Genomic DNA, 18586 nt, shown 5'->3' with positions numbered 1-18586 from the left:
GTTCGCCCGGACGCATTGCGGTCTTGGTCGTGGAAAACTCCACGACCGTTCAGACCCGGGAGGATCAGTTTGTGCCCTTGCCGCCGCACTTGCCGGTGGCAACATTGAAGTTGCCGCAGGACAGAGGCGCACGCCAATCGGAGATCAGGTCCTTGGAGTCGGGCAGGTAGTCGGACCATTCGTCACCCATGACGAGGCCAGGCGTCTGTGAAACGGTCTCGAACTGGCCGTCGGCCTGGATTTCGCCGATCAGCACCGGCTTGGTGATGTGATGGTTCGGCATCATGGTCGAATAGCCGCCGGTCAAATTGGGCACGGAGACACCGATCATGGCGTCGATGACCTTGTCCGGATCGGTGGTGCCGGCCTTCTCGACCGCCTTCACCCACATGTTGAAGCCGATGTAATGGGCTTCCATCGGGTCGTTGGTGGTGCGCTTGTCGTTCTTGATGAACTTGTGCCAGTCGGCGATGAACTTCTTGTTTTCGGGCGTGTCGACGCTCTCAAAGTAGTTCCAGGCGGCGAGATGGCCGACCAGCGGTGCGGTGTCGAGACCGGCCAGCTCTTCTTCGCCGACCGAGAAGGCCATGACCGGGATGTCCTCGGCCTTGATGCCCTGGTTGCCGAGTTCCTTGTAGAACGGCACGTTGGCGTCGCCGTTGACGGTCGAGACGACGGCGGTCTTCTTGCCGGCCGAACCGAACTTCTTGATCGCCGAGACTTCGGTCTGCCAGTCGGAGAAGCCGAACGGCGTGTAGTTGACCATGATGTCTTCGGCGGCAACGCCCTTGGCCTTCAGATAGGCCTCGAGGATCTTGTTGGTGGTGCGCGGATAGACGTAGTCGGTGCCTTCCAGCACCCAGCGCTTCACCGAACCGCCGTCTTCGCTCATCAGATAGTCGACAGCCGGAATGGCCTGCTGGTTCGGCGCCGCACCGGTGTAGAACACGTTGCGCTCGCTTTCCTCGCCCTCATACTGGACGGGGTAGAACAGGATGTTGTCGAGCTCGGAGAACACCGGCAGCACGGACTTGCGCGACACCGAGGTCCAGCAGCCGAACACGGCGGCCACCTTGTCCTTGGAGATCAGCTCGCGCGCCTTTTCGGCGAACAGCGGCCAGTTGGAAGCCGGATCGACGACGACCGCCTCGAGCTTCTTGCCGAGCAGGCCGCCCTTGGCGTTCTGCTCATCGATGAGCATCAGCATGGCGTCCTTCAACGTCGTTTCCGAAATCGCCATTGTCCCCGACAGCGAATGGAGAATGCCGATCTTGATGGTGTCGTCAGCCGCCTTGGCCGGAACGGACATCAAAAGCCCCGCCGCCACCACGCTTGCCGAAAACATCTTTGTTATTGTCGAGAAATTACCCCTCATATTACAGACTCCCAAGCTGGTTGATGGTACCGCAACAGACCATGCAACGGCTGTGCCAACCGCTGGAGCAACGTCGAGAACGCCAGGAATATCCAATATTATCCGATGGTTACTATATTAGCCGTCAAATATACGTTGGCAGTGAAATGCGCAGGTTAAAAATTGATTGAGAAAAAATTACGCACCCATGCCTAATTTTCACCCAATTCGCCCATCTGCCTAAATTTTGACCTGCCGTGCATCGGTGAATGGCTGACGACGACCGTTGCGGCATCGCCAGAAAATAGGGCAAGTTCGATCCTCAAACGAGCGACGTCATGGCCTCAAGGATTTCTTCTGTTTTCAGCATCGTGCTGCTGCTTGCGGCGACCGGTGCCGCACGTGCCGACTTCACCGACGGCAAGCTGCCGGACGGGACCTATCATTGCGAGGTCTATCTGCTTGGCATGTTCCTCAATCTCGGCGACATCACCATCAAAGGCAACGTCTACAGCGGCCCGGTGACCTTCGGCACCGCGACGCAAGGCTACAACTATCAGATGGACGCCAATGGCGAGATCACCTGGCTTGGGCCGCTGGGCGGCTACACCGCCGGCGGCAATTCCATCTCGATGACGCAAGCGACGCTGGACGGCCAGACCACCCCCTCCTTCGACGTCATCCTGAAACAGCCCGACGGCGCCTTCACCGCCTCAACCTGCACCAAGGGCTGAGCGAGGTTCTTGCCGCGCTCGCCTGCTGTTCCTGTCATGTCATGCGGATGTTGCCAAAGCAGACTAGGCAGCGGTGCGCCGTCACCATTCACCCAGAGAGGCAGACACCATGGCCAACACCCCGTCTTCATCCTCCCCTGTCATTCGCGAAATCATTGCCGCCCGCGTCTCGCGCCGCGAGATGTTGAAAGGTGGCCTCGCCTCCGGCGCGCTGATCGCCGGCGGCAGCTTCGTCGGTTCGCTGTTTGCCGGAGATGCACATGCCGCCGCCGCACTCTCGACGCTCGGCTTTCCCGAACTTAAGCGCGTCTACGACAAGACCCATGCCGCCGCTGAAGGCTACGAGACCACGATCGTGGCCCGCTGGGGCGATCCGCTGGCAGCCGGCCTGCCGGAGTTCGACGGCAACAAGGTCGCGGCGGAAGAGCAGGAAAAGCGCTTCGGCTACAATTGCGACTACATCGCCTTCATGCCGCTGCCGAAAGGCTCGGTCAATTCCGACCACGGGCTGCTGTGCGTCAACAACGAATACATTTCGCCCAATGTGATGTTTCCAGGCATGACAGAGGACGATGCCGGCGAGACGATGACCCGGGAACAGGTCGACCTCGGCATGGCCGCGATGGGCCATTCGATCGTCGAAGTGCTGCTGAAGGACGGCAAGTGGTCGCTGGTCGAGGACAGCCCGCTCAACCGCCGCATCACCGCCAACACCGAAATGACCGTCTCCGGCCCCGTTGCTGGGCATGCCCTGATGAAGACGTCCGCCGACGCGAGTGGCACAAAAGTCCTCGGCACCAGCTACAATTGCAGCGGCGGCGTCACCCCTTGGGGCACCGTGCTGACCTGCGAAGAAGGCGTTTCCGACATTTTCGGCGGCGATCCGAAGCAGGCGCCGACTGCCGACATCCTCGACCGCTACGGCTTTGACGGCTCCGACGTCTATGGCCGCGGGCGCTTCCATGACCGGTTCAACCTCGACAAGGAACCGAACGAGGCCAACCGCTTCGACTGGGTGGTCGAAATCGACCCCTACGATCCCCAGTCGAAGCCGGTGAAGCGCACGGCACTCGGCCGCATGTCGCATGAGGCGTCCACCGTGGTGCTCAACAAGGACGGCCGCGTCGTCGTCTACATGGGCGACGACGACTATTTCGAATACATGTATCGCTTCGTTTCGGCCAAGGCCTACGACAAGGCCAACCCGGCCTCCGGCAACAATCTGCTCGACGACGGCGTGCTGTCAGTCGCGCGTTTCGATGCCGATGGCACGATGAGCTGGCTGCCGCTGGTTCACGGCCAGGGCAAGCTGACGCCTGAAAACGGCTTTGCCGACCAGGCCGAAGTGCTGCTGAAAACCCGCTTTGCCGCCGATGCGCTCGGGGCGACGCCGATGGACCGCCCCGAGGACATCGAGACCAATCCCGTGACCGGCCGCGTCTATGCGGTGATGACCAAGAACAAGAAACGCGACCAGTCGAAGGTCAATCCGGCCAACACCCGCCCAGAGAACCTCTGGGGCCATATCGTCGAACTGATCCCGCCCAGCGGCCGTGGCGCCACCGCCGACCACACCGCCGAAAAATACGAATGGGACCTGTTCGTGCTCTGCGGCAATCCCAAGGACGCTGCCGTCGGCGCGACCTTCCATCCTGATACCTCGGACAATGGCTGGTTCGTCTGCCCCGACAACATCACCTTCGACCCGGCCGGCCGGCTCTGGGTGGCAACCGACGGCGCCAATGATTTCGGCCTGCCGGACGGCGTCTATGGCGTCGACACGGAAGGTGCGGCGCGCGGTTTGCCGAAACTGCTGTTCACCTGCCCGCATGGCGCCGAAGCGACCGGCCCCTGCTTCACACCGGACGGCACGACGCTGTTCCTGTCGGTCCAGCATCCGGCCGAGGACGCCGAAACGCTCGACAAGGTCGAAACGCTGTGGCCCGACTTCAACGCCGGCCAGCCGCCGCGCCCGTCAGTGGTCGCCATTCGCCGCAAGGACACACAGCCAGTCGGCGCATAGTCGAACCAGGCATCGGTGCGAGAGCCAGGAATGGCTCTTGCGCTGACGCGCGGGCGCTATGCAGCGTTGGTGGCGGCAATATCGAGCGCCAGCCGGGTCATGTCAGTGAACAGCGCCTGACGTTCGGAATAGGCGGTTTGTTCGCCGGTCGCGACATTGTCGACGACGGTCAGCAGCGACAGGGCGCGGGCGCCAAAATGCGCAGCGATACGATAGAGCGCGCTGGTTTCCATATCCACGGCGAGCGCACCGCGGGCCTGCGCTTCGGCAAAGCGGGCATGTCCCTCGGGGTGATAGAATATATCGCTGCAGATCGTCAGCCCGGCATGGTGATCAATGCCAAGTTCGACGGCCCGCGCCGTCGCTCTGGCAGACAGTATCGGATCGGGGCCGGCAGCAGCCTGGTAGAGCCCGAACACCTGACCGCTCTCGGCGCTCTCGGCACGTACCGATTGCGAGATAACAAGGCTGCGCAACCCCACATTGGCGGTCAGGCCGCCGCAGGTTCCGGTGCGGATCAGCGTTTTGACGCCATGGAAATCCAGCAGTTCATTCACGTAGATCAGGAAAGACGAGACGCCGATACCGGTCGCCTGGATGCTGACGGGCTTGCCGCGAAACAGGCCGGTGAAGCCTAGCGCGCCCCGGCGGCGGTTGACGCAGCGCGGCGCCTCGAGAAAAGTCTCAGCCATCCATTCGGCACGTTGCGGGTCGCCCGGCAACAGCACCGTTTCGGCATAATCGCCCTTGTCAGCCTCATTGTGCGGCGTCACGGCATCTACCCCAAATCCCGCCGCGTTTTTCATCGCAATCATGGCAGGCTGGCGACGATGCGCAAGCGGCGATTGCGAAGCTCCAGTCGCCGGATCTGACTGGTTATGAACGGACGGCTCGTTCTCCGGCGCCGCCACGTGTAGACGGCATGGCAGGGGCGTCTGTGGGCTCGTTCACATTCGGGCGACGCACTTCACGCGGCGCGCTCTAAATTAGGACTCCAGCACGTCCTTGACGATGGTGGCCAATTGCTTGAGCGAGAACGGCTTTGGCAGGAAACCGAACTGCGCGTCCGCGGGCAGGTTTCTGGCAAACGCGTCCTCGGCATAGCCGGACACGAAGATGAACTTGATGTCCGGCTGGCGCTTGCGCAATTCGCCAAGCAGCGTCGGTCCATCCATCTCCGGCATAACCACGTCGGAGACGACGATATCGACCTTGCCGCCCAGCGCTTCGAACACTTCCAGCGCCTCGACGCCCGAGGACGCCTCATGCACGGTATAGCCGCGCGATGTCAGCGCCCGCATGCCACCCATGCGCACGGCATCCTCGTCCTCGACCAGCAGCACCGTGGCCGATCCCGACAGATCCTTGGCCGCATCGGCGATTTTTACCGGTGCCGCCGGGGCGTCGGCGGGATCGCCGGCCTTTCTTGCTTCGGCAATGTGGCGCGGCAGGAAGATGCGGAATGTCGAGCCCTTGCCGACTTCGGAATCGCAGTAGATGAAGCCGCCGGTCTGCTTGATGATGCCGTAGACCATCGACAGGCCAAGGCCGGTGCCCTTGCCGACCTCCTTGGTGGTGAAGAAGGGCTCGAATATCTTCTTCAGGATGTCCGGCGCGATGCCTGAGCCGGTATCTTCGACCTCGACCACGACATAGTCGGCCGGGGTGAGTTCGCGGTAGGCAAAGGTCTTGCACTCCGCTTCGGTGACGTTGCGGGTGCGCACGGTAAGGTCGCCGCCGGCCGGCATCGCATCGCGCGCGTTGACGGCGAGGTTCACCACCACCTGCTCGAATTGCCCGATATCGACCTTGACCGGCCACAGGTCGCGGCCATGATCGACCTTTAGCTTGATGTCGTTGCCGACCAGACGCGCAAGCAGCATCCTGAGATCGGCGAGCACGTCGGTCAGGTTGAGCACCTCCGGCCGCAGCGTCTGCTTGCGCGAGAAGGCCAGCAGCTGCCGCACCAGCGATGCCGCCCGGTTGGCGTTCTGCTTGATGTTCATGATGTCAGGGAAGGACGGGTCCGACGGACGGTGATTGGTCAACAAAAGGTCGGACGCCATGATGATGGCGGTCAGCACATTGTTGAAATCGTGCGCGATGCCGCCGGCAAGCTGGCCAACCGCCTGCATTTTCTGGCTTTGCGCCATCTGGCCCTCGAGCGCCTTCTGCTCGGTGGTCTCGACGGCATAGACAATGGCAGATTCTTCGGCCCCTTCGCCACCGGCGCTGTCGGCAACCGCGTTGACGTAGAAGCGTATGTGACGGTCATCGTTGCCGGGCAGCAGCGTGTCGATCGGCTCGATGTCGGCCTGCCGCTGCCGGGCCTTTTCGAAGGCCGCGGCAAAAGCCGGCCGGTCGCGCTCATGGATCACGGTATCCAGCCGCACGCGGCGATCGACCGCGTCGCCGTCGACGACCGAGGAAAACAGCGACAGGAACGGCGCGTTGGTGCGCAGGATGCGGCCGCTCTTGTCGACGGCGGCAATGGCCATCGGCGTCGAGTTGAAGAAGCGGGTGAAACGGACCTCGGAGGCGCGAAGGTCGGCGGAAGCGTCCTCGCCTTGCGTGCGGTTGAGCACGATGGTGCGGGTCGGACCGTTCAGTCCTTCGCGGCTGGCTGAAACACGGTGCATGAAGCGCACCGGCAGTGCCTCGCCCTTGGCTGTCGTCAGATCGAGATCGATGACCGCATTGCGGGTGGTGCCGGGATCGGCCTTGACCGAGCGGACCAGCGCCATGCCGTCGCCGGCAACGATCTCCGACAGTGTGACGGCGCCAGGTGTGAAGCTGGCCAGGTCCACGCCCAGCCATTCGGCGAGCGTGGCGTTGATATAGGTGACGCGGCCCTCCTGGTCGGCCGAAAAGAAGCCAGCCGGCGCATGGTCGAGATGATCGATGGCCTTTTGCAGGTCGAGAAAGAAGCGCTCCTGCTCGGCCCGCTCCTGCGAGATGTCGGCAAGCTGCCAGGCGAGCATAGGCAGCCGCTGGCCCGGAACGCTGAAGGCACGGGCACGGGCGCGATACCAGCGCGCGCCAGGTTCGGCGCCAGGGCGAATGGATTGCGCAAGCCGGAACTCGCCGTCGCCGGGCTGGCCGTCACGCAGGCCAGAGGCCAGCCGGTAGATGGTCACCGAGGCCTCAGGAATGTCGGAAAGCAACCCTTCGACCGTCTTCAGATCCGTCGCGGAGGCTGCCCCCGTCATGTCGGCATAGGCGCGGTTGGCGTAGACGACACGGCCCTTGGTGTCGGTGACGAGCAGGCCTTGCGACATCGAATCGACGAAGGCTTTCGACAGTTCGTCGCTGGTCGAGCGCGGCGCGATCTGCACGAAACCGATCGCGGTGGCGAACAGGAAGCCGACACCGATCATTGCCAGCACGCCAAGCATGCCCAGCAGGAAGGGGTCGCCAAGACGCTCGCGGAAAAGCCCGAAAACGATCGCAGCCCCGGTCAGGACGACGATGAAGACGACGAGCCGGGCAACCGCACCCGGCTTTGTATTCTGGTCGACGATAGGTACCGGATAGAAATCGCCGCGCGTTTCCTTGGCCATGTGCCCCCTGCTCGTGAATTCCGGTGTCCGACACCTGGCCCGGTTGAATCACATTCTCCTAGTCCGGAAAAGGCCCCGACGGCAAATGTCCGTTAAAAATGGTGCCGTTGGGCTCACAGTGTTTCAAGCTGTTCACGACGCGTGAAACGCAACTTGCGGTCGCCCGCCGCAACGGTCTAGTGTCGCGTCACTTCGACAAGGCGATTTGGGGGCACCGATGCTGCAGATGCTCGATAGTGTGGCCGGTCCTGGATATGCCGCGGCAATCCTGTGGACGTTTGCAGCACTTGTCTTGCTGGTCATCATCCTCGTCATCATCAAGCTTGTCCGCAATCTGACTTTTGGAACATTCGTTGCCGGCGGCAGAAATCGCAAGACGCGGCTGGCCGTCATGGATGCCACCGCCGTCGACAGCCATCGCCGGCTGGTGCTGGTGCGCCGCGACGATATCGAACATCTGTTGCTGATCGGCGGCCCGACCGACGTCGTCGTCGAGCGCGACATCAGGCTGGCGGCGCCGCGCCGCCCGGCCTTGACCGGAGATGGCGGCCAGCAGCAGGCACCGCGGCCGCGCGCGCCGCAACCCGCTGCTACGCCTGCGCGGCAGGCGTCAGCACCGCAGCCGGTCAATGCGGCTCCGGCGCCCGTTCGACCACGTCCGGCAACACCGGCGCCGAAGCCGGCCGCGCAAAGCTATCAGCCCTCCAACATCACCCCGCTGCCTGCCTATGGCTCAGCCAACGCCAATGTCGTTCGCCATGCGCCGCCGCCGGCGAAGCGTGATTCCATCGACGATACGCTGATGAAGGAGCTCGAGGTTTCGCTCGACGATCCGCGCGCCGCCAAGCCGGCGAGCAAGCCGGCCGCGAAGGCGCCGCCCTCCCTTGATGACGAGATGACAAAACTTCTCGGCGAGCTCTCCAGTCAGAAACGCTAGAGCAGTTCATCGTTTCACGGAAACGCCGAACTGCTCTATGTCTTTGTTTTTACGCAATTCCCAAGGGAAATCGCAACGCGATTTTCCCGGGAAAACCGCTCACACTTTTCCTGGAATTACTCTAGTCGAGAGCCAAAAAAATGGCCGGTAAAACCGGCCATTTCTAACGAATTTTGCTCCAGCTGAACGCTTCAGTCGTCGCGATAGACTTTCTCGCGGCGCTCGTGGCGCTCCTGCGCCTCGATCGACAGGGTGGCGATCGGACGCGCGTCGAGCCGCTTCAGTGCGATCGGCTCGCCGGTTTCCTCGCAATAGCCGTAAGTGCCTTCGTCGATGCGCTGCAGCGCGGAATCAATCTTCGAAATGAGCTTGCGCTGGCGATCGCGGGCGCGAAGTTCGATGGCGCGATCGGTTTCCGAGGAAGCGCGATCGGCAAGATCGGGATGGTTGGCGTTTTCCTGCTGCAGGATTTCGAGAGTTTCGCGCGCTTCGCGCAATATGTCGTTCTTCCAAGTGACGAGCTTCAGGCGAAAGTAGGATTTCTGCCGCTCATTCATGAACGGCTCGTCTTCGGAGGGTACGTAATCGGCGGTAACGATGTCGTTCATTCGACTCACCCAACAACCCCAAATTTTGCGCCTATATATTCGCCGTCCGACGCCTGCACAAGCGCAATCGGCCGCAGTCTCACGCAAAAGTTAATGTTGGGCGGACTGGCGCCGGCAACAGCTTTTGCAACAAGGGTGCGGCCAAATTCCCACATGATTCGTTGTGCTTGAGGGCGCCAAGCCATTGTGCGCGGGCCTTTCTCATGGCTAATCCTGCAATGTCATTGCTAGACTTTGCGGCGCCAATGAGGGTTCGGTGAGCAGACTTTATCTGTTGAGGCATGCCAAGGCCGGATGGGCCCTGCCCGGCGTGCGCGACTTCGATCGTCCACTTGACGCGTCCGGCATCGCCGATGCCGAGGTGATGGGGGCGGCCATGCGGACCCGCAACTACATTCCCGACATCACGCTTTGCTCCAACGCCAAGCGAGCCCGCCAGACGCTGGAAGGCCTTGCCGGCCATACCGATACCGGCCGGGTGCTGTTTTTCGACACGCTCTACAGCGAAGACGCCGCCGGCTACCTCGGCATCATCCGCAGGAATGGCGGGCCGGGCTCGCTGCTGGTCATCGGCCACAATCCGATGACGGAAGATCTCGCCATGGCGGTTTCGGGTGACGGTGACGAGGCTGCGAGGGGAATGCTCAACCACGGTTTCCCGACCTCCGGTCTTGCCGTCGTGCGGTTCAACGGCAATCTCGCCGAAGCCGCGCAAGGCACAGGCTATCTCGAGGCCTTCCTGACCCCCGCCGATCTCTGAGACCATTACAAAGCCCTGATGCAGAGCCTATATCGGAACTCACCGAGGCCCCGAGAGAACCGATTTGGCATCATCGCTGACCACTTTCACCGACGAAGCGCGGATTGCCCTGGATACGCTGTCAGGGCGCGCCGCCGGGCTCTTTGCTCCGTCGCTGCGGCTGGGGGTCACCGGCCTCTCCCGCGCGGGCAAGACGGTGTTCATCTCGGCCTTTGTCCACAATCTGATCCATGGCGGGCGCCTGCCGCTGTTCGAGGCGCAAAGGTCGGGGCGCATCGCCCGGGCTTTTCTCGAAGAGCAACCGGACGATGCAGTACCGCGTTTCCAGTACGAGGATCACATCGCAGCCCTGGTCAACGACCGCGTCTGGCCTGACTCGACACGCGCCATTTCCGAACTGCGGCTGACCATCGAATTCGAATCGGCTTCCGGCTGGAACCGTATGTTTTCCCGAGGAAAATTGGCGATCGATATTGTCGACTATCCGGGCGAATGGCTGCTCGATCTGCCATTGCTCGGCAAATCCTTCGCCGATTTTTCGCGCGAAGCTTTCGAGATGGCGGCGCTGCCGGTGCGCGCCGACCTGTCGCAGGCGTGGCGGGCACTTGCCGCCTCGATCGATCCCAATACCGACGCCGACGAGATGACGGCACGTCGGCTGGCCGAGGGCTTTGCCGCCTATCTCAAGGCCTGCAAGCTCGACGAGCGGGCGCTCTCGACCTTGCCGCCCGGCCGCTTCCTGATGCCCGGCGACCTGGAGGGCTCGCCGGCGCTGACTTTTGCGCCGTTGCAGATCCGCAGCGATCGGCGGTCACGCTCCGGATCGCTACAGGCGATGATGGAGCGACGCTACGAGGCCTACAAGACGCATGTCGTCAAACCGTTCTTCCGCGAGCACATCACTCGGCTGGACCGCCAGATCGTGCTGATCGATGCCATGCAGGCCCTGAACGCCGGTCCTGGCGCCATGGCCGACCTGGAACGCGCCGTCACCGAAATCCTTTCCTGTTTTCGCCCCGGCAGGGGCGGCTTTCTCACCGACCTGTTTTCACGACGCATCGACCGCATACTGGTGGCCGCGACCAAGGCCGACCATTTGCATCACGAAAGCCACGACCGGCTGCAGGCGATCGTGCGGCGGCTTGCCGACCGTGCCGTGGCGCGGGCGAACTTCACCGGCGCCGATGTCGATGTGGTCGCCCTGGCCGCCGTGCGGGCGACCCGCGAAGGCACGGTCAAACAAGGCCGTGAAACGCTGCCGGTCATCATCGGCATCCCATTGAGCGGCGAAAAGATCAATGGCGAAACGTTCGATGGAGAAGCCGAAACAGCCATATTTCCCGGTGACTTACCGGAGAAAATTGACGCCGTTTTCGACATTTCCGAGCCGGACCATCGGCAGAACAATGACGATCCGGCGATCCGCTTCGTGCGCTTTCGCCCGCCAAAACTCGAGCGCACGGCCGAAGGCGTGACGCTGTCGCTGCCGCATATCAGGCTCGACCGTGCCCTGCAGTTCCTGATCGGAGACCATCTGGCATGACCGCGCCCCGCAAACCCGCGGCATTCCGCATCGAGCCGGAGCCCGCAACCAGGCAAGAGGCGGCAAACCATCGCGCGCAAATCGAGGTGACGCCGGCGCGAAAGCCGCGCACGGTAAAGACCGACGTCGCTGTTGTCGTGCCGGCGGAGATCGACGTCTTCGACGAGCCTGACATCATTGCCGCCGAACCGCCGCCCGCCACCGCGCCGCGCAAGCGGTCGCTGCTTGCCAGCATCTTCTTCGGCGCGTTCGGCGTTCTGGTTTCGCTGGCCGTCGGCCTCTGGACCGACCAGCTGATTCGCGACCTGTTCGAGCGTGCCCAATGGCTGGGCTGGCTGGCCGCAGGGATGGCGGCCATCGCAGCGCTGGCGCTTGTGATCATCCTTTTCCGCGAGTTTTTGGCGATTGCCCGTCTCGCCGAGGTCGAAAAACTGCAGAAACGTGCGCTGGATGCTGTCGCGCGCGACGATCCGAAGACCGCGCGAAGCGTCGTCGACGAGCTTTCGGCCTTTGTCGCCGCCAAGCCCGAAACCGCGGCAGGCAGGCGCTCGCTGGCCGAATTGCGCGGCGAGATCATCGATGGCGGCAATCTGGTGCGCCTGGCCGAGACCGAAATCCTCGGGCCGCTCGATATCAGGGCCAAGATGATGATCCTCGAAGCGGCAAAGCGCGTATCGCTGGTGACGGCGGTCAGCCCGCGCGCAATCGTCGATGTCGCCTATGTCGTGTTCGAAGCCGGGCGGCTCATTCGCCGCCTGTCGGAGCTCTATGGCGGCCGGCCGGGCACGCTGGGCTTCTTCCGGCTGGGGCGCAGCGTTCTCGCCCATCTGGCGGTCACCGGCTCGATCGCCGTCGGCGACAGCTTTGTCCAACAGATCGTCGGTCACGGCCTTGCCGCCCGGCTTTCAGCAAAACTCGGCGAAGGTGTCGTCAACGGCATGATGACGGCACGCATCGGCATTGCGGCAATGGAAACGGCGCGGCCCCTGCCCTTCATTGCCGGCAAGCGGCCCGGCATGGGCGATTTCCTCTCGGCGCTGACATCGTTTGCAACCAAAAAGGAAGAGGAAACATCGGCTCCCGGCAAGTGACGGTCACCAAGCATTAACCAATCTTGTTCATGGTCAGACCAGTTTCACAACAGCCTCCTTGTTGCCGGGTGTCGTCGATGAAAAGCGTAATTCTGTCCACCGTCCTGCCCTTGACGATCGCGGCTGCGGCACCGCTGGGTCTGGCCGGGAAGGCGTTTGCGGCAGAGCCCGACAAGCAGTTCTTTCACACGGTCGAAGGCAAATGGGTCGGCCCGGGTGAAATTGTCGCCGGCAAGTACAAGGGCACGAAATTCACCTGCAATTTCGACGGTTCGACGCCTGACGGCAGAACCGGCATGACGCTCGACGGCGACTGCCGGGTCGGCATGTTCACGCAGAAAATGTCGGCGACCGTCGAACGCAAGGGGCGCGACGGCTACAAGGGCAATTTCATGGGTGGCGCTGCCGGTACCGGCCTCGACATCATCGGCGGCAATGTCGTCGATGCCCGCAAGGTCGTCTTCACCATCAATCGCAACCAGTTGCGCGGGGTGATGCAGGCCCGCATCCCCGACGACAATTCGATGACCGTGACGATTGCGGTGCGCGTCGATCAGCAATTGGTGCCGGTCATCGGCATGAGCCTGAAGCGGGTCGATGCCGTCGAAGTCGGCTCCATCGCGCCCAACTGAAACACCTTCCTGAACGCAAAAAAAGAGGCGGCAGCCAATGGCCACCGCCTCCTTTCAAAGCAACCAGATCAGCGCTTTGCTCAGCCCTTGATGGCGGCAAGCACGTCGTCATAGGCCTTGCAGGCCTCGGCCGCCGTAGTGGCGCCCGAATATTTGGTGGTCACAGCCTGGACCTTGGCGGTGAGATCGGCCGCCTTGGACGGATCCTTGGTGATCGCCTCCTGCAGGGCGGTCGTCACATCCTGAGCCTTCTTGGTCAGCATTTCCGTCGTGCACTCCGGCGCCTTAGAACAGGCCGAACCGGCAAGCGCCGCGATGCCAACGGCAACAAGCAAAAACTTCTTCATGTCAGTCATCTCCTCAGAAAGGCCGCGACTTGATCGTCGCTGGTCCTCCAATGGCCGAAGCCAAATGTCCTTAGCGCCCGATTGTGGCAACACGCAACGCAACCGATGCGTAAACTTGTGTAACGCGGCTGCAACATCGGGGCGGCCCCGGATTCAGGCCGCCCGTGTCAGTTGAAGCAGGGTTCAGCCGCGAGGCTGCAGCAGCGCCAGCAGAGCTGTCGATGCGGCAAGGACGGCAGTCAGGGTCAAGGGCGCCGTGGCACCGTAATTGTCTACGACGTAGCCACCGACAACCGCGCCGATGGTGATGGCAATTTGGAAAGAGACGACCATCAGGCTGCCCGCTGCTTCCAGCGCATCAGGTGCCGCGCGGGACAGATTGGTCGGCAGCACCACCGGCCCCATGCCAAAGGCGAAGCCCCAAAGCGTAACGAATCCGAAGGCAGCGCCAATGTGCACGCCCCAAAGCACCAATGCCAGCGCCGCAAACGCCATCAAAGCGGCGGTGACCGCGAGAGCCACGCGGATATTGGCGTCGGCCAGGCGGCCGCCGGCAATATTGCCGATCACAGCGGCGATGCCAAATCCGAGCAGGGCCAGGGCGATTGGCCCGGTTGCAAGGAGCGTCACGTGTTCGAGGAAGGGGCGCACATAAACAGAACCAGCAAAGTGCCCGGTCATCAGCAAAACAATGGCGAGCATGCCAAGCTGAATGCCACGCCGGCGCGTCAGCCGAAATACGTCTGCAAGACTATTGCTTGCTGTTGCCGGCAAGGTCGGCAGGCTGAGAAACTGCAGCAGCATGGCAACCACGGCCAGCCCCGCTGTCATGGCCATGGCGCTGCGCCATCCCAGCCAGTCGCTGATCAACGCGCCCATCGACGGTGCTGCAATGGTGGCGAGCGAGACGCCAAGGGTAACGATAGCCATGCCCCGACCTGTCGCATTGGCGCCAACCAGCCTCGCCACGACGGCAACCGAAAGTGCCCAGAACGCGCTGAGAGCGATGCCCAGCCCGGCCCTGCCTAACAACAACAGCCAGAAATTGGGCGCCAACGCTGCAAGAATATTGGAAGCGACCGCCAAGGCCATAAGGCCAACCAGCACCGTCTTGCGGTTCAATCGGCCGATAAGAACATTGCTCAACATGGCCGTCACGGCGCCGACCGAGGCGGTGGCGGTGACGACCTGTCCGGCTGTTCCCTCGCTGATGCCGAGATCGCGCGCCATTGGGGTCAACAGACCTGCCGGCAGGAACTCGGCCGACACCAGAGCAAAGCTGGTGGCCGCCAATGAAATGACCGCAAACCAGGTGGCTGCGCTCCATGCGGATGGCGCATCGGCGTCAAGGCCAATCGCGGCGTCTTCAAGCTGTAATGTTGTGTCAGTCACGGGAGGATCTCCAAAGGTTGGAGATCTTAAATAGGCGAGTCCGCCCGGATGATATGTACCTTAAAATCCGAAATTCATATCTATTCGTCCGGGAATTGTGCGGCGCACAACGCCCGGGGAGACATTGGTGATGCGCTTGAACGCGCGAGCGAAGGATGCCTCGGAATCATAGCCCAGACGGGTAGCGACTTCGGCAACCGACATGCCGTTTTGCCCCAGCAACTCGCGGGCAAGCTGCATACGCAAGCGGGCGAGATAGTGTGCGGCACCCTCCCCCAAGACAGCGCTGAAACGCTCGGCGAAAATCGAGCGCGATTGGCCTGCCACACCGGCGAGGCTTCCCAGCGTCCAGTTATGGCCGGGGTCTCGGTGCATGGCGGCCAGAGCGCGGCCGATATGGGGGTCGCGGATGGCTGCGAGCCAACCGGTGGTCAAAGCGCCATTGCAATTGACCCAGCAGCGGATGAGCCGGGCCGTCAGCAAGTCCGCCATACGTGACAGAATCGTGGCGCTGCCCATCTGCGGTTGTGCGGCCTCCACCGTCATGGCCGCCAGCAAAGGGCCGACGACCGGGTCATTGCCGGCCACGTCGCAACCCTTGATGATAGGCGGCATCAACGTGATCAACGGGTTGAGCGCATAGGAGCCCAAGGCCATCGAGCCGCAGAAAAGGGTGCTTGGCGCGCCCGTTCCCTGCCTTACCACCTCGCAGACATTGCCCCCCAACTTGGTCACCTGGCAACCTTCGAGCGAGTCGCCTGCAACGCCCGGCGCGCTCGCCAGCCGGTGGGCGATGCCTTGCGGCAGCAGCACCAGATCGCCATCGCGCAACTCCTGCCAGCCTTGCGCTTCGGTGTGAATCCAGCACGGACCCTGGCCGACAAAGTGAAACCGAAGCAGCGGTTGTTGCGGAAAGTCTATGCTCCAAGGATGTCGGAGCTCGCAGCGGCCATAGTTGACGCCACTCAAGCGAAAGTCTTGCAGGACTTCGCTGAGCGCATCCATCGGGATATGTGACTGCGGAGATGGCCGGGACGAATGGTCAAGCATTTAGCAGATATAGATGCCGAACGTCCGGCAGGCAAGCGGTGACCGTTGTTCCACCAGGGGAATCGCTTCAAACGCACCCTACCCTTCCTGGCAGGCTTCTCGCCCTTGCCTCCCGCTCCAACTGCATGCAAGGAGTGCTGCTAGAGACAGGGACAAGAGGCATGGCAGCGGAAGTATCGGGCAGCGATCTCATTCAGGTGGTGGCGCTGCTTGCCGCAGGCGTCGTCGCCGTACCGATCTTCAAACGCATGGGGCTGGGCTCCATCCTCGGCTATCTCGCGGCCGGTGTGGTCATCGGCCCGTTCGGCATCGGCGTCTTTTCCGAATCGGAATCGATTCTCCATGTCGCCGAACTCGGCGTGGTCATGTTCCTGTTCATCATCGGGCTGGAGATGCAGCCATCGCGGCTGTGGGGTCTGCGCCGGGAAATTTTTGGCCTCGGCGCGCTGCAGGTCGGAGTGTGTGCGCTGCTGCTGACCAGCGTCGGACTGGCCGGCGGTTTTCCTATTGCGCAGTCCTTTGTCGCCGGCGCCGGCTTTGTGCTGACCTCGACGGCGATCGTCATGCAGCTTCTCGAAGAACGCGGCGAAATGGCTTCCCCCAAGGGACAGCGCATCGTTTCCGTCCTGCTGCTCGAGGATCTGGCGATCGTGCCATTGCTGGCGCTGATCGCCTTCCTGGCGCCGGGCGGTGGCGATATGAGCCTGACGCAACGGCTGACGGAGGTCGGCATCGGCCTTGCCGCGATCGTCGGGCTGGTGGTGGCCGGGCGTTATCTGCTCAATCCGTTCTTTCGTATCCTGGCGGATGCCCGCGCCCGCGAGGTGATGACCGCAGCCGCCCTGCTGGTCGTGCTCGGTTCGGCGCTCGCTATGCAGCTTTCCGGCCTGTCGATGGCAATGGGCGCGTTCCTCGCCGGCGTGCTTTTGTCGGAATCGACTTTTCGCCACCAGCTGGAGGCCGACATCGAGCCGTTCCGCGGCATCCTGCTCGGCCTGTTCTTCCTTGCCGTAGGCATGTCGCTCGACCTGCATGTGGTGGTCGAGAACTGGCGCCTGGTTGCCATCTACGTCGTCGCCTACATGGTGATGAAGGCGCTCGGCATCTACATCGTCGCCCGCCTGCTCAAGACGGGTCACCGGGAAGCGCTCGAGCGCGCCGTGTTCATGGCGCAAGGCGGTGAATTCGCCTTCGTCCTTTATTCCGCCGCCGCAGCGGTCGGCATCATAGACAGCCGGGCCAATGCGACCCTGACGGCGATCGTCATCATCTCGATGGTGCTGACGCCGCTAGCGATCATCGCGCTCAAATATCTGACGCCGCGCGACGAGCAGTCGCTCGAAGGCGTCGATATCGCCGACGGCCTCACCGGCAGCGTTCTGGTCATCGGCTTCGGTCGCTTCGGCCAGATCGCCAGCCAGCCACTGCTGCTGCGCGGCATCGATGTGTCGATCATCGACAATGATGTCGAGATGATCCAGGCGGCCGCCGATTTCGGCTTCAAGGTCTATTATGGCGACGGCACGCGGCTGGACATTCTGCGGGCCGCCGGCGCCGGCCGGGCTCGCGCCGTGCTGATCTGCGTCGACAAGGCCGATGCCGCCGTGCGCATCGCCGAGCTCGTCAAAGCGGAGTTTCCGCTGCTGACGGTGCTGGCCCGCGCCTTCGATCGCGGAACCGCGCTGCAGCTCATTCGTGCCGGCGTCGACTTCCAGCTGCGCGAAACCTTCGAATCGGCGCTCATTTTCGGCGGTTCCACCCTGGAAGCGCTGGGTGTCGACCCGGAAGACGTTGCCGAGGTGATCGAGGATGTGCGGCGCCGCGATGCTGCCCGTTTCGAGATCCAGCTGGCTGAAGGTGTCCGCGCCGGTCGGCGCTTCCTGAAAGGCAACATCAACACGCCGATACCGACGCCGCTTACCCCGCCGCGCCGCCCTGGCCAGGCGCTCAACGAAGAGACGGCTGGCGTGCTGCACAAATCCGAGCCTGCGGGAGACTAAGCCGATGACCGAACTGGACAGCCGGGCGCTCATCGTCACCTCATTCTGGCGCGAAGCCGGAGAGGATGCGTGGTTCGAGAAAAACGACGCTTTCGATGCGGATTTCCGCGACCGGTTCCTCGACCTGCACTACGCCGCCGCTCGGCGCGAGTGCGACCACTGGTCGGACCATGCCGAAGGCTCTCTGGCGCTGATGATCCTGCTCGACCAGTTTCCGCGCAATTGCTTTCGCGGCACCGGCCACATGTATGCCACCGATCCGCTGGCGCGGCATTTTGCGGCCAAAGCGATTGGCGCTGGCCAGGACCTGCTGCTCGACGACGAGGTCCGCTTTTTTCTCTATTTGCCCTTTGAGCATTCCGAGCTTGTCGCTGACCAGTTCAGGTCGGTGGAGTTGACCAGCGCCAAGGCCGCCGACTATCTGAAATATGCGGTCGAGCACCGCGACATCGTCCAGCGCTTCGGCCGCTTTCCGCATCGAAACCGGATGCTGGGCCGCGAGACGACACCGGAGGAACAGATGTTTCTGGACGGTGGCGGATTTTCCGGCTGAGC

16 protein-coding genes are annotated in these 18586 nt (G+C 62.6%); 9 read left to right on the top strand and 7 right to left on the bottom strand.

What is annotated here, in order from left to right:
* Positions 1-64: 64 nt before the first annotated feature.
* Complete coding sequence (gene urtA, locus AC1DX6_RS23210) at positions 65-1375, bottom strand: urea ABC transporter substrate-binding protein (RefSeq protein WP_477317630.1); 1311 nt, start codon at positions 1373-1375, stop codon at positions 65-67.
* A 317-nt stretch (positions 1376-1692) separates the two neighbouring features.
* On the opposite strand from urtA, the gene AC1DX6_RS23205 reads away from it, so the two are divergent.
* Together AC1DX6_RS23205 and AC1DX6_RS23200 are read left to right on the top strand one after the other, a co-directional pair.
* Positions 1693-2088 carry a hypothetical protein gene (locus AC1DX6_RS23205; protein ID WP_477317628.1) on the top strand — a complete coding sequence of 132 codons (396 nt, stop codon included), beginning with the start codon at positions 1693-1695 and terminating at the stop codon, positions 2086-2088.
* A gap of 109 nt (positions 2089-2197) precedes the next feature.
* Complete coding sequence (locus AC1DX6_RS23200; protein ID WP_477317626.1) at positions 2198-4111, top strand: PhoX family protein; 1914 nt, start codon at positions 2198-2200, stop codon at positions 4109-4111.
* Between the two features lie 56 nt (positions 4112-4167).
* On the opposite strand, the gene AC1DX6_RS23195 is transcribed toward AC1DX6_RS23200, so the two are convergent.
* Together AC1DX6_RS23195 and cckA are read right to left on the bottom strand one after the other, a co-directional pair.
* Entirely contained in the window at positions 4168-4884 is a 717-nt protein-coding gene (locus AC1DX6_RS23195; protein WP_477317624.1) for a purine-nucleoside phosphorylase, read from the bottom strand.
* A gap of 213 nt (positions 4885-5097) precedes the next feature.
* A complete protein-coding gene (cckA, locus tag AC1DX6_RS23190; protein ID WP_477317622.1) occupies positions 5098-7671 on the bottom strand; it encodes a cell cycle histidine kinase CckA in 2574 nt (857 codons plus the stop codon).
* 217 nt (positions 7672-7888) lie between these two features.
* Here cckA and AC1DX6_RS23185 point away from each other — a divergent pair, with 217 nt between their 5' ends.
* Positions 7889-8608: a hypothetical protein gene (locus AC1DX6_RS23185; RefSeq protein WP_477317620.1), complete on the top strand. Its 720-nt coding sequence runs from the start codon at positions 7889-7891 to the stop codon at positions 8606-8608.
* A gap of 191 nt (positions 8609-8799) precedes the next feature.
* Here AC1DX6_RS23185 and dksA read toward each other — a convergent pair whose 3' ends face one another.
* Positions 8800-9216: an RNA polymerase-binding protein DksA gene (gene dksA, locus AC1DX6_RS23180; protein ID WP_006202025.1), complete on the bottom strand. Its 417-nt coding sequence runs from the start codon at positions 9214-9216 to the stop codon at positions 8800-8802.
* 256 nt (positions 9217-9472) lie between these two features.
* Between dksA and AC1DX6_RS23175 the strand changes: the two genes are divergently transcribed.
* The 4 genes from AC1DX6_RS23175 to AC1DX6_RS23160 all read left to right on the top strand — a co-directional run bounded on the left by AC1DX6_RS23175 (position 9473) and on the right by AC1DX6_RS23160 (position 13242).
* Positions 9473-9976 carry a SixA phosphatase family protein gene (locus AC1DX6_RS23175; protein WP_477317619.1) on the top strand — a complete coding sequence of 168 codons (504 nt, stop codon included), beginning with the start codon at positions 9473-9475 and terminating at the stop codon, positions 9974-9976.
* A gap of 64 nt (positions 9977-10040) precedes the next feature.
* Entirely contained in the window at positions 10041-11519 is a 1479-nt protein-coding gene (locus AC1DX6_RS23170) for a YcjX family GTP-binding protein (protein WP_477317617.1), read from the top strand.
* Positions 11516-12610, top strand: coding sequence for a YcjF family protein (locus AC1DX6_RS23165; protein ID WP_477317615.1), 1095 nt, complete (start codon positions 11516-11518; stop codon positions 12608-12610). The genes AC1DX6_RS23170 and AC1DX6_RS23165 overlap by 4 nt, the downstream gene beginning before the upstream one ends.
* Before the next feature lie 77 nt (positions 12611-12687).
* Positions 12688-13242, top strand: coding sequence for a hypothetical protein (locus AC1DX6_RS23160; RefSeq protein ID WP_477317613.1), 555 nt, complete (start codon positions 12688-12690; stop codon positions 13240-13242).
* Between the two features lie 80 nt (positions 13243-13322).
* Here the strand turns inward: AC1DX6_RS23160 and AC1DX6_RS23155 are convergent, their stop codons facing one another.
* From AC1DX6_RS23155 to AC1DX6_RS23145, 3 genes are all read right to left on the bottom strand, one after another.
* Entirely contained in the window at positions 13323-13589 is a 267-nt protein-coding gene (locus AC1DX6_RS23155; RefSeq protein WP_477243021.1) for a hypothetical protein, read from the bottom strand.
* A gap of 183 nt (positions 13590-13772) precedes the next feature.
* Positions 13773-14981 (bottom strand): MFS transporter, encoded by a 1209-nt coding sequence (locus tag AC1DX6_RS23150; protein WP_477317611.1) that lies wholly within the window; start codon positions 14979-14981, stop codon positions 13773-13775.
* A 60-nt stretch (positions 14982-15041) separates the two neighbouring features.
* Entirely contained in the window at positions 15042-16031 is a 990-nt protein-coding gene (locus tag AC1DX6_RS23145; RefSeq protein ID WP_477317609.1) for an AraC family transcriptional regulator, read from the bottom strand.
* Between the two features lie 161 nt (positions 16032-16192).
* Here AC1DX6_RS23145 and AC1DX6_RS23140 point away from each other — a divergent pair, with 161 nt between their 5' ends.
* Positions 16193-18031: a monovalent cation:proton antiporter-2 (CPA2) family protein gene (locus tag AC1DX6_RS23140; protein ID WP_477317607.1), complete on the top strand. Its 1839-nt coding sequence runs from the start codon at positions 16193-16195 to the stop codon at positions 18029-18031.
* 4 nt (positions 18032-18035) lie between these two features.
* A complete protein-coding gene (locus tag AC1DX6_RS23135; RefSeq protein WP_477317605.1) occupies positions 18036-18584 on the top strand; it encodes a DUF924 family protein in 549 nt (182 codons plus the stop codon).
* Positions 18585-18586: the final 2 nt, after the last annotated feature.

It is taken from the genome of Mesorhizobium sp. P2_C4 (assembly GCF_056404575.1).
The sequence above is the reverse complement of the archived record's forward strand: the minus strand, read 5'-3'. Positions and strand labels throughout refer to the sequence as shown.

What these genes read in the sequence shown, in the direction of transcription:
- AC1DX6_RS23155 (WP_477243021.1), bottom strand. Translation starts at nt 13,589, where the DNA reads ATGAAGAAGTTTTTGCTTGTTGCCGTTGGCATCGCGGCGCTTGCCGGT.
- AC1DX6_RS23145 (WP_477317609.1), bottom strand. Translation starts at nt 16,031, where the DNA reads ATGCTTGACCATTCGTCCCGGCCATCTCCGCAGTCACATATCCCGATG.
- AC1DX6_RS23135 (WP_477317605.1), top strand. Translation starts at nt 18,036, where the DNA reads ATGACCGAACTGGACAGCCGGGCGCTCATCGTCACCTCATTCTGGCGC.
- AC1DX6_RS23165 (WP_477317615.1), top strand. Translation starts at nt 11,516, where the DNA reads ATGACCGCGCCCCGCAAACCCGCGGCATTCCGCATCGAGCCGGAGCCC.
- AC1DX6_RS23205 (WP_477317628.1), top strand. Translation starts at nt 1,693, where the DNA reads ATGGCCTCAAGGATTTCTTCTGTTTTCAGCATCGTGCTGCTGCTTGCG.
- AC1DX6_RS23185 (WP_477317620.1), top strand. Translation starts at nt 7,889, where the DNA reads ATGCTGCAGATGCTCGATAGTGTGGCCGGTCCTGGATATGCCGCGGCA.
- urtA (WP_477317630.1), bottom strand. Translation starts at nt 1,375, where the DNA reads ATGAGGGGTAATTTCTCGACAATAACAAAGATGTTTTCGGCAAGCGTG.
- AC1DX6_RS23200 (WP_477317626.1), top strand. Translation starts at nt 2,198, where the DNA reads ATGGCCAACACCCCGTCTTCATCCTCCCCTGTCATTCGCGAAATCATT.
- AC1DX6_RS23160 (WP_477317613.1), top strand. Translation starts at nt 12,688, where the DNA reads ATGAAAAGCGTAATTCTGTCCACCGTCCTGCCCTTGACGATCGCGGCT.
- cckA (WP_477317622.1), bottom strand. Translation starts at nt 7,671, where the DNA reads ATGGCCAAGGAAACGCGCGGCGATTTCTATCCGGTACCTATCGTCGAC.
- AC1DX6_RS23140 (WP_477317607.1), top strand. Translation starts at nt 16,193, where the DNA reads ATGGCAGCGGAAGTATCGGGCAGCGATCTCATTCAGGTGGTGGCGCTG.
- dksA (WP_006202025.1), bottom strand. Translation starts at nt 9,216, where the DNA reads ATGAACGACATCGTTACCGCCGATTACGTACCCTCCGAAGACGAGCCG.